This window comes from Methylobacter sp. Wu8, from assembly GCF_036440755.1.
GTDB lineage: Bacteria > Pseudomonadota > Gammaproteobacteria > Methylococcales > Methylomonadaceae > Methylobacter_A > Methylobacter_A tundripaludum_A.
Genome location: NZ_JAZGVT010000066.1, coordinates 119,247 through 129,624, shown reverse-complemented (window position 1 = coordinate 129,624; position 10,378 = coordinate 119,247). Strand labels below are relative to the sequence as shown.

9 protein-coding genes are annotated in these 10,378 nt (G+C 48.0%); 4 read left to right on the top strand and 5 right to left on the bottom strand.

The genetic code is table 11. The features are described 5' to 3' along the window. The first annotated feature begins 193 nt into the window (after nucleotides 1–193). The 4 genes from V3O24_RS11595 to V3O24_RS11580 all read left to right on the top strand — a co-directional run bounded on the left by V3O24_RS11595 (nucleotide 194) and on the right by V3O24_RS11580 (nucleotide 2,355). Nucleotides 194–1,264: a DUF3800 domain-containing protein gene (locus V3O24_RS11595; RefSeq protein WP_331307341.1), complete on the top strand. Its 1,071-nt coding sequence runs from the start codon at nucleotides 194–196 to the stop codon at nucleotides 1,262–1,264. A gap of 63 nt (nucleotides 1,265–1,327) precedes the next feature. Continuing rightward, complete coding sequence (locus V3O24_RS11590; protein WP_104425143.1) at nucleotides 1,328–1,537, top strand: type II toxin-antitoxin system HicB family antitoxin; 210 nt, start codon at nucleotides 1,328–1,330, stop codon at nucleotides 1,535–1,537. A gap of 2 nt (nucleotides 1,538–1,539) precedes the next feature. Beyond that, a complete protein-coding gene (locus V3O24_RS11585; RefSeq protein WP_331307340.1) occupies nucleotides 1,540–1,767 on the top strand; it encodes a type II toxin-antitoxin system HicA family toxin in 228 nt (75 codons plus the stop codon). A gap of 45 nt (nucleotides 1,768–1,812) precedes the next feature. Continuing rightward, a complete protein-coding gene (locus V3O24_RS11580; RefSeq protein WP_331307339.1) occupies nucleotides 1,813–2,355 on the top strand; it encodes a hypothetical protein in 543 nt (180 codons plus the stop codon). A gap of 142 nt (nucleotides 2,356–2,497) precedes the next feature. Here the strand turns inward: V3O24_RS11580 and V3O24_RS11575 are convergent, their stop codons facing one another. From V3O24_RS11575 to amt, 5 genes are all read right to left on the bottom strand, one after another. After that, complete coding sequence (locus V3O24_RS11575) at nucleotides 2,498–3,676, bottom strand: NAD(P)/FAD-dependent oxidoreductase (RefSeq protein WP_104425146.1); 1,179 nt, start codon at nucleotides 3,674–3,676, stop codon at nucleotides 2,498–2,500. Nucleotides 3,677–3,785: 109 nt separating this feature from the next. Then, nucleotides 3,786–6,725, bottom strand: coding sequence for a DUF748 domain-containing protein (locus V3O24_RS11570; protein ID WP_331307338.1), 2,940 nt, complete (start codon nucleotides 6,723–6,725; stop codon nucleotides 3,786–3,788). Between the two features lie 372 nt (nucleotides 6,726–7,097). Then, nucleotides 7,098–8,393, bottom strand: a complete 1,296-nt coding sequence (locus tag V3O24_RS11565) for an ammonium transporter (protein WP_104425148.1) — start codon at nucleotides 8,391–8,393, stop codon at nucleotides 7,098–7,100. 29 nt (nucleotides 8,394–8,422) lie between these two features. Beyond that, entirely contained in the window at nucleotides 8,423–8,761 is a 339-nt protein-coding gene (locus V3O24_RS11560; RefSeq protein ID WP_104425149.1) for a P-II family nitrogen regulator, read from the bottom strand. 208 nt (nucleotides 8,762–8,969) lie between these two features. Then, a complete protein-coding gene (gene amt / locus V3O24_RS11555; protein WP_331307337.1) occupies nucleotides 8,970–10,367 on the bottom strand; it encodes an ammonium transporter in 1,398 nt (465 codons plus the stop codon). Nucleotides 10,368–10,378: the final 11 nt, after the last annotated feature.

The window sequence follows — 10,378 nt, the reverse complement described above, 5'->3', positions numbered from 1 at the left end:
CAACCTCATTGTTTGATGATAAACGATCCCTCTGATGAGGGCTTGAGGTTAAATTTTAATTGTTTTATCGGGGGCTGTTCAGCGGGGTGTTCTCCGCGGTAGCGGCTTCGTCCAACCCTGCGCTCAACCAGACCTGCGCGAAAAGCCGCGCAGCCCGGTTAGCTCCACGTTAGGCGACAAGGCGTAATTCTTCATGACAATATCAACCATTTTCTTCGATGAGTCAGATAATACGGGAGCGTATTTATTAGACGCTAATCAACCGATCTTTACGCTTGCCTCAGTAGATTACAATCCAGATGAATGCTCGGGGCTTTTATTCTTGGTTTCATCCCATCAAGCTTCCGAAGCTAAATTCCGTAGCCTCCAAGGCAGTGAAGCAGGACGTAGAAAAATATTGGATTTTGTTAGCTCGCCAATACACTCTGAAAAACGTGTCAAAACGATGATTGTGCATAAGCGTTTTAATGCAGTCACTCAGCTTGTTGACATCATAAAAGAAACGCTTATGCGTAGGGATGGAATCGATATTTATAAGAATGGCGGCAATATTGTATTAGCGAATTTGCATTGGTATTTAACGCCGCATTTTTGTGGAGAACAGCAATTTAATGATTTTCTGGGCTGTTTTGTTGAAATGGTCAGAAGCCAGTCCAATGAATCTAAAAGCAAGTTTTTCACTGGCGCCAAAGTGCTATACGATAATTGCACAGATGAGGACCATAAATCTATGCTTGCTCCTTACATTTATGCGGAGCATTTTATAGATGACATTCTCAATGGTATTGACAAAACATATCATATCGATCCTGCTATCAGTTCGTTCTTTTGTCATCTAACTGAATGGGGAAAACAGTTAAATGAACCGCCTATCGTTATCTATGACGAATCAAAACCTATTACTGCGTCGCAACCTATTTTTATGAAAATGATGGATAGTTCGATTCCACCTGAGATAATTGGTTACGGTCAAAGAAAATTTGAATTTCCTTTAAAGATTAAAGAAATCCGACCAGGGATCTCAAAACAATATCCAGCTCTCCAAGTTGCCGACCTAATAGCAGGGGCAACAAGATATTATTATTCGGCATTCTTTCGTAATGAAGACGATCCGTTTGCGATTAAGCTTAAAGATGCCGGAATTGAGCGCTTCGTATTTGGAGCTATTGGTCCGCGAGATTTAGAACATTTTGTACCAGACGATTTGAAAACCAGTGATAATGATATAAATCCGGCTGACTATATGACCAAATTCTGTTCATAAAAAATCGCAGCAAGGAGAAATATGGTTTAGTTTCTAATAACCAGTTGAAGAGGTTAGGTTAATATGAAGGTTTACACGGCGATTATTGAAAAATGTCACGACACTGGTTTATATGTGGGTTTCATTCCTGGATTTACTGGAGCACATAGCCAAGCGGAATCATTGGATGAGCTTAATCAAAATCTTCGGGAAGTCATTGAAATGTTGCTTGAGGATGGTGAGCCGATACTGGAGGCCGAGTTTGTTGGCACTCAAAATGTAGTCGTCGCTTAAGCATGGGAAACATACCTGTTCTTAAACCTCGCGAAATTGTCGCTTTGCTTGAAATACTAGGATTTACAGAAATCCGGCAACGCGGTTCACATAAACAATTTCGTCATCCTGATGGTAGATGCACAACAGTGCCATTTCATGCAGGGCGTGATATTTCACCAATTTTGCTTCGGCAAATCGCTAAAGATATTGGCTTGACAGTTGAACAGTTACTAAAATTTCAAGCCTAACGCTATGCGGCTGAGCTTTACGTTAACCCATAAGCGGAGATAAAAATGTCCGATGCAAATTCATTGATATATCAGAACGCCAATACTTATCGTCTGCACGCAGATAATCTGCGCTGGGTGCTGTTAGGCGGATACGCTACATTTTTAGTAGGTATGTTATCCACGCAAAACAATATATTAGAGACCCCAGTTGTGGCTATTGGACTCGCGGCAATTTCTTTTTTATACCTGCTAATACTTGCCGTTCAAAACTGGTTCTATAATTTATTTGCTCGTTTCGTTGACGAATGCGAGTCACGCCTTGCAAGCAAAGAAAATCTTAGACCGCTGCAAGAGTTCGCAAAAGAAAAGGGCAAGGATATAACGCCGTTTCATCCCGCATTCTATTTTGCGTTGGTGATACAGCCCCTTGGCATTACAATCTTTCTTTACAAGGGATTTGCAGCCATTTGCAAAACCGAAATGCCATTATTGTTATGGTCAGCAGTATTCTTTGCAATTTTATTGGTAATGCATTTTTTATTTAAAGGATGGAATAAATTTATTTACAAAGGTTTGATAGTAAAATTATCAAATCTTTATGCTTAACTCCTGCCGGACGAGGCATGTTGCCCGTCCGAAACGTTTGGCGTTGGTTAAGTATCGCCATGTAGCCCGGACATCGCAGAAACATTATGACCGGGGTTGCAAACCCCGTCCCGCTTGGAGGCATACCCTATACGAGACTAAATTAACAATATTGCCCCGCACACCAAGCCGATGACCATGCCCATTGAAAATTATAGCCGCCCAGCCAACCGGTCACATCCAGCACCTCTCCGATAAAATAAAGCCCCGGCACCTGCTTGCTTTCCATGGTTTTGGACGAAACCGCATCGCAGTCAATCCCACCGACAGTCACTTCGGCGGTGCGGTAGCCTTCCGTGCCGTTGGGCTTGATCGTCCAGTTATTAAGCTGACTTGCAACCTGCATGATCTGCTTGTCCGACACATCCTGAATCGACAAATCCAGCAAATTTTCATCCAGAAAAGCGCTGATCAGGCGCTTGGGCAAATAGCCTTCCAAAATCGTTTTTAACTTGTTTTTGATTTTTTGCTGGCGTTTTGCTTTCAGCTCCGCGTCCAGATTGACTTGCGGCAGCAAGTTAATCGAAATCTCTTCCCCGGCGCGCCAATAGGATGAAATCTGCAAAATCGCGGGACCGCTCAGGCCGCGATGCGTAAACAACACATTCCCGCTAAAACTCTGCCTTTTGTTGCTGACCGCTGAAGGCACGGCGATACCCGATAATGCCGAGAATTTTTCTTTATCTTCCGGCTGCAAGGTAAACGGAACCAGCCCGGCGCCGGTAGGCAATACATTAATGCCGAATTTCCCGGCAATTTTGTAGCCCAATGGCGTCGCGCCCATTTTGGGTATCGACAAGCCGCCTGTCGCAACCACTAAGGACCGGCAACTAAAATTGCCCTTGCTGGTTTTAAGATGGAACCGGTCGGCCGGCCGTTCGACTGAATCAATCCGGGTATTAAGCTGCACAACTACGTCGGCCTTGTCGCATTCCGCCAGCAACATATCGAGAATATCCCTTGCGCTTTCGTTGCAAAACAACTGCCCGTGATCTCTTTCATGAAAAGGTATCCGGTATTGGCCGATTAACGCCAGAAAATCCCACTGGGTATAGCGGCTCAGCGCCGACTTGCAAAAATGCGGATTACTGGAAATATAGTTGCTCGGTTCAATCGAATAATTGGTGAAATTGCAGCGCCCGCCGCCGGACATCAGGATTTTTTTTCCGGCCTTGTTGGCATGATCCAGAACCAGCACTTTGCGGCCGCGCTTGCCCGCCTCAATCGCGCACATCAACCCCGATGCGCCTGCGCCTATGATGATGACATCGGTTTCAATCATGGTTTTCGATTAGAATGAAGTTATCGGCGATGCGAAAAATAAAAGGAAAAACAAGATCATTTTTAACTGGTGGTTGATGATTGGCGTATTGCGCCGTATGTTTGAGGAATCAATCCGCTCTCAAAGACAACAAGCTGACAATCCCGTTGCCCTCCCTTTGAGGATCGATCGCCGTATCCAGTATAAATATCCGTTCGTTGGCGATGCCGCCTTTTTGCACGATATAGTTGGCAATCGCCTGCGCCCTTTCTGCGGCCAAGCTTTTCAGCCGTTGCTCTTCCGGTTTAATGATGGCCGACAGCTTCTGCTTGGCGACCGCATAAAACTCGTCTGTACTGGTGTCGGCCTTGCTGCCGACCAGACGCGTTGCGCCCAGCAAGGATTTTTCCACCATCAGCGGAAATTTTTCCACAAACAGCTGCTCCATCAATCGCCTGTAATCCTGGTCGGAAATCACAACATGTTCCGCGCGTATTTTTCTGCCGCCCTGTTTGTTAATCTCGGCGGCTTTTATTCTTTTCAGCTGGTCATATAATGCGTCGTCGCTGACCTCGGGCCAATCCTGCTCCTGAAAAGCGGCGCCTTTAATTTCCAAGTCTAGGACAGGACGCGTTTTTAACGCCTTGGCTAAATCATCCAGCTTGCCGATTTGTTGCTTGGATAATACCGCATCGCCCGCAGCAAAGCTGATCGTGCTTAAATCCTGCTCGCTGCCTATCAGCGAAGCCAGCGCACGAAAGGGCGAGCTAATCACTTTGCCGATTGAATTAACCAACGCATCGACAACGATATGGCTCACGCTGAACTTGGGGTCGTCCAGGCTGCCGGTAATGGGGACGTGCAGTTTTATTTTACCGTCGGCATCTTTCATCAACGCCACCGCCAGCTCCAGCGGCAATGACACGGCGTTGGGGTTTTCAACTTTTTCGCCCAACTCGAACTTGTCAATCAATATATTATTGGATGCCGTCAGTTCTCTGTTGGCAACCTTGTAATTCAGCTCCAGCGTCATTTTGCCTTTTTCGACTTTGTAACCGGCAAATTGCACCATATACGATGAAATCAACGGCATCGGCATGCCGGTAAATTTCACCGTCACATCGTAATCGCCAAGATAGGGACTGATTTCGCCTTTGACGTCGACCGGCGCCAGATCATAGGCAGTCCCCTTCAAATCGACTTTGACCGTTGATTTTTGATCCGAGGAAATGTGGCTTGCGCCGCCGTCCAGGCTTTTGATTTGCGCGGAGAACGGCAAGATCAGCGACAGGTCGGAAAAATCGGAGGAACCGTCTACGATTTGAATCTTGCCCAGTTTAAATTCGGGCTTGCTGGTTTTTGTCTGAGCGCTTTTAGCGGCTTGAACGTTAGCGCTCTGCTTGCCTTTCCGAACGCTTTTATCGGCTATCAGAATATCGCCGAAATTAACGGTCTTATCCTGTTTAATGATGACTCTGGCATAAGGTTTATTAATCGTCAGCGTTTCGGCGCTGTATTGATTGGCCGTCAAATCAACATCAATGCCGCTCAGCGTCAAGTTCTCCCATTTTACAAAATCCTTGTTCTTTAACTGATCGCGGGTTAATAACCTGGCAATTTGGCTATTGCCGGTAAACTTAATATCCAGTTTATCCTCGGCTGATTTGGCGACAGCGACCTTGCCGTCAACGGCCAGCGTCCCGTCGATCACATCCAGCCTGGCGAATTTATCGACATAAGCCTGGAAATTTTCCAGCGCAATGTCTTTGACCTCAACGGCCAGCTGCGCGGACAAGGGTTCGATAACGGCGTTGCCGTCCAGCTTTATAGATCCGGTTTCATTAACCTGGGCGTTGAGCTGAAAAGGCAGACTTGCACCGGCTGTATTGCTGAAATTTTCCAGTTTAAGATTGATCGGCTTGGCGGTCAGGGTAACCGGTTTTTTTAGCGTCCGGTCCTCAAAGCTAAGCCCGAAATTATCCAGCACAATGTTGCCGACCTTGATATTCCACGGCGTCTGTTCCGGTTCGGCAGGCGTTGCGCCTGCTTTAGCAACCGGCAATAAAGCCTGATAATTTAAAACGCCTTCAGCATTCAGCCACGCCTTAACATCGGCATCATTGGCCGAAACGGATTCGATCGTCAGCTCGTGCTTTTCCAGATTGAAACCGACTCCGGTTACAGCGAACTTAAGCATTTTAACCAGTGCTTTATCCTGGGCCGTTTCTGAAACCTGAAAATCGCGCAGTTCAAATTTGCCCTGATTGACGCTAACGTTAAATTTATCATCAGCATAATCGGCCTTGTAATCGGCTTCGAGCAGCTCATAACCCTGTAAATCCTGTTGCACCACATCCTGCAAGGCCAGCGCCCGGATTCTCGGCAACGGCACGTTATCCAGCTTGATACGCCCTGATGAAGACAGCGGATTAAGGCCGATAACACCTTGCCAATCGAGCTTGCCGCCTGAATTCAATTCCAGTGTTAAGCCGAAATTGGATGAGTTGTCCGCCTGGGTCGTGAAATTTTCAATATTGAGATTGATAGGATAGACAGCCTCCTTTTCGGGACTGTTAAAATGGACATCTTCCCAGTCCAGTTTGCCTTCGGTTATCGACAGTTTTGCGATGTTTAGCGGGAAAACCGCAGTATCCTCCCGCTCGGCTTCGTTGTTGCTCTTAAACAGGTCTTTAAAATTGAACGCCCCACCCTTGTCTCTGGCGATACGGACAACCGGCTTGTTCAGGGACACTTTATCAATAACCAGAGCCGACTGGCTGATCGATTGCAGCGCATCGATGTCGATATAAAAATCATCGAAGCGGGTAAACGGCTGCCCGTCCGGCTCTTGAAGCTCAAATCCCTGTAAACTTAATTGCAGCGAAAAAGGATCGAAACTAACCGCTACCAGCGATGCTTTTCTGCCGGTTTCCTGCTCGACAAATGCCGGTAGTTTCGATTTGACCAGCATCGGCAACACATAAAAGCCCAGCGCCGCATAAATCCCCAGAAGACCGGCGGCTATAAAAACAGCTATTTTGATTTTAGATACTGTATGTCGAATTTTCATAAAACCCGGTGGCCCGCTTTAACTGAGCACCATTATATACGGGTGCTGACTCCAAAAAATGTCATTTATTTTTACCATGAAGAGCATGAAGGACTTGAAGATATGACTGTATTGACTTCATGTGTGATATTGAGACGGCTCATAAAACACTCGGCCAATTCCAGCAATCCAAAGCCAAGTGTATTCCGCACATCAATGACGCAGGCAATCACCTTAGTCGACAAACCACTCAATTCTCCTCCCTTCATTATCTTCATGTCCTTCATGGTAATAAAAATAAGTTATAAGCATTATGTAGCATCAACCCTCTTATAAACAGAAAAGGCGGCTCTCAGATACTGAGGAGCCGCCTTTGGATGCTATTGACCAAACTTATAAATCGAGATACCCGGTCTCTTCGTGCAGAACGGTATCCAGACCCTGCACTTCCTCATCGGAAGTTACCCGCAGGCCTATCAATTTATCCAGGCATTTCAAAATCAGGTAACTGAATAATCCGCTCCAGGCCGCAGTAACGACAATCGCCAAGGCCTGAACGCCGACCTGGTCCATGATTGAAACGCCCTCGGCCAGACCAAGACCGCCCAAGCCGCTTGCCGCAAAAACGCCGGTCAATAATGAGCCGGTCACGCCGCCTACGCCGTGGACGGAAAACACGTCCAGCGAATCATCGATTTTCAAGACGCGTTTTACATATTGGGTCGCGTAAAAGCATACGGCGCCGGCGGTAATGCCGATCACCAAGGCTCCTGCGGGACCGACAAAGCCGGAAGCGGGCGTGATGGTGCCCAGTCCTGCGACCATGCCGGTCACAATGCCCAATACGCTGGGTTTGCTGAACCGTTTCCATTCGATAAACATCCAGGTCAATGCGCCGGAAGCCGCACCGATATGCGTCACCAGCATCGCCATCCCGGCGCGGCCGTCTGCGGTCAACGCGCTGCCCGCATTAAATCCGAACCAACCGACCCACAACATGCCCGCGCCGGTAACCACCATGGTCATGTTATGCGGCGGCATGGCCGTGTTGGGGAAACCTCTTCTTTTGCCCAATACCAGCGCGGATACCAAAGCCGCAACACCGGCATTAACGTGAATGACGATACCGCCGGCAAAATCCATTGCACCCAAATCGGCCAACCAGCCGCCGCCCCACATCCAGTGACAGATCGGCAGATAAACCATGATTAACCATAAGCCGCTAAACCACAGCATCGCCGAGAACTTCATCCGCTCGGCGAAACCGCCAACGATCAGCGCCGGGGTGATAATCGCAAAGGTCATCTGAAACATGAAGAAAACTGTTTCGGGAATATCGCCTTTCAATGAGGCTACGGCTATGTCCGGCAGAAACGCTTTTGAAGCGCCGCCGATCAGCTTTTGCCAGTCTCCGCCGTCGGCGAATATAAAACTGTAAACCCCGGCCAGCCAAAGCATCGAAACCAGACAGGCAATCGCAAAGCACTGCATTAATACCGACAACACGTTTTTGCTTCTAACCAATCCGGCATAAAACAGCGACAATCCCGGTAGGGTCATAAACAAAACCAGAGCTGTCGATGTTAAAACCCAAGCCGTATTAGCCTGATTTAATTGATCCGCAAAAGCCAGATCGGGTAACAGCATGAGGCCTAAAAACAGCCTTCTATTTATTATTCTCAACAACATTTTTTTCCCTTGCGCCCTTTATAAGGCGTCTATATGGCATCTTCTCCGGTTTCACCCGTTCTGATGCGAATGACTTGTTCCAAATTAGATACAAATATTTTTCCGTCACCGATTTTTCCGGTATTGGCTGCGTTAACGATGGTCTCGACGGCTTTATCAACCACATCGTCGGCGACAGCAATTTCCAGCTTAACTTTGGGCAAAAAATCGACCACATATTCGGCACCCCGGTACAACTCGGTGTGGCCTTTCTGGCGGCCGAAACCTTTTACTTCGGTTGCAGTAACGCCGGCAACGCCAATTTCAGATAATGCTTCTCGGACATCATCCATTTTGAACGGTTTAATGATCGCTGTTATTAATTTCATGTTCTCTCTCAATTAGATAGCAAAAAGTATGGTAATCGGCTGCAATCATAGTGAATTATCAATCAACATACAATTGATAGACCGGATAAAAACGCCAACCTAACGTATTTTTTCTATCCTACCGGCGTTTTTTAAACGCAAAAACGGGCGCATTAAGCGCCCGTCTTTTCTCGAAAGACTTATTTTTTAAGTACAGCTCATCATTAAACTAAAGGTGATACGCTGTTTCTCCATGCTCGGAAATATCAAGCCCTTCACGCTCAACTTCTTCGCTAACGCGAAGCCCGATCGACATATCCACGATCTTGTAAGCGATAAAGGATACTACCGCGGACCAGACGATACAGACGCCCACGCCCCAAGCCTGGCTCGTGATTTGACCGATCATGCTGTATTCGGCCACGCCGTTGGCAACATAATCCCAAACGCCGGTGCCGCCCAGTGCCGGACTGGCGACAATGCCGGTACCCAACGCACCGATAATGCCGCCGATACCGTGAACACCGAAAGCGTCCAGAGAGTCGTCATAACCCAGCGCGCTTTTCAGGCTGGTTACCGCCCAGAAACAAATTGCGCCGGCGACTAAGCCTAACAAAATAGCACCCATCGGGCCTGACCAGCCGCAAGCCGGCGTAATGGCGACAAGACCTGCAACCGCGCCGGAAGCTCCGCCCAACATGCTGGGTTTGCCGCGCAACAGCCATTCCGCCCCTACCCAGGCAAGAGTCGCGGCCGCGCTGGCCAGTAGCGTGTTTATGAAAACCAAGCCGGCAAGACCGTTGGCTTCCAGACCGGAACCAACGTTAAAGCCAAACCAGCCGACCCACAATAAAGAAGCGCCAATCATGGTCATGGTCACACTGTGCGGCGCCAACGATTCCTTTTTGTAACCGATGCGTTTGCCTATCATCAAACAACCTATCAATCCGGCGATACCGGCGTTGATATGCACGACCGTGCCGCCGGCGAAATCCAGCGCACCTTTTTGGAACAAAAATCCCGCCGTTGCGCCGGCCGCTTCAGCCGCCGCAGCGTCAGTATAAGCATCGGGACCGGTCCAATACCAAACCATATGCGCCATCGGCAGGTAGGAGAACGTGAACCAGATGAACATAAACAACAACACCGCCGAAAACTTAACCCGCTCGGCAAAAGCGCCAACGATCAGCGCCGGCGTAATGGCCGAGAAAGTCAACTGGAACGCAACGTAAATATACTCAGGGACATAGACGCCTTTACTGAAAGTCGCCGCAAGCGAATCCGGCGTTATGCCTTTAAGAAACATCTTGCTAAAGCCGCCAAAGAAGGCGGTACCTTCGGTAAATGCGATGCTGTAACCGTAAATCGCCCACAAGATGGCCATCATCGAGAAGATTACAAACACTTGCATCAACATGGACAGCATGTTCTTGGCCCGCACCATGCCGCCGTAGAACAGTGCCAAGCCAGGTATGACCATCAGAGTAACCAGCACGGTCGCGACGATCATCCACGCCGTATCGCCTTTATTGGCGGCAGGTGGAACCGGAACAGCAGCATCGGCAAAAGAAAATCCTGCATAACCGAGCAAAGCAAACAGGATGAAGGTAGTTAAAAGTTGTTTCATAGTTCCCCCTA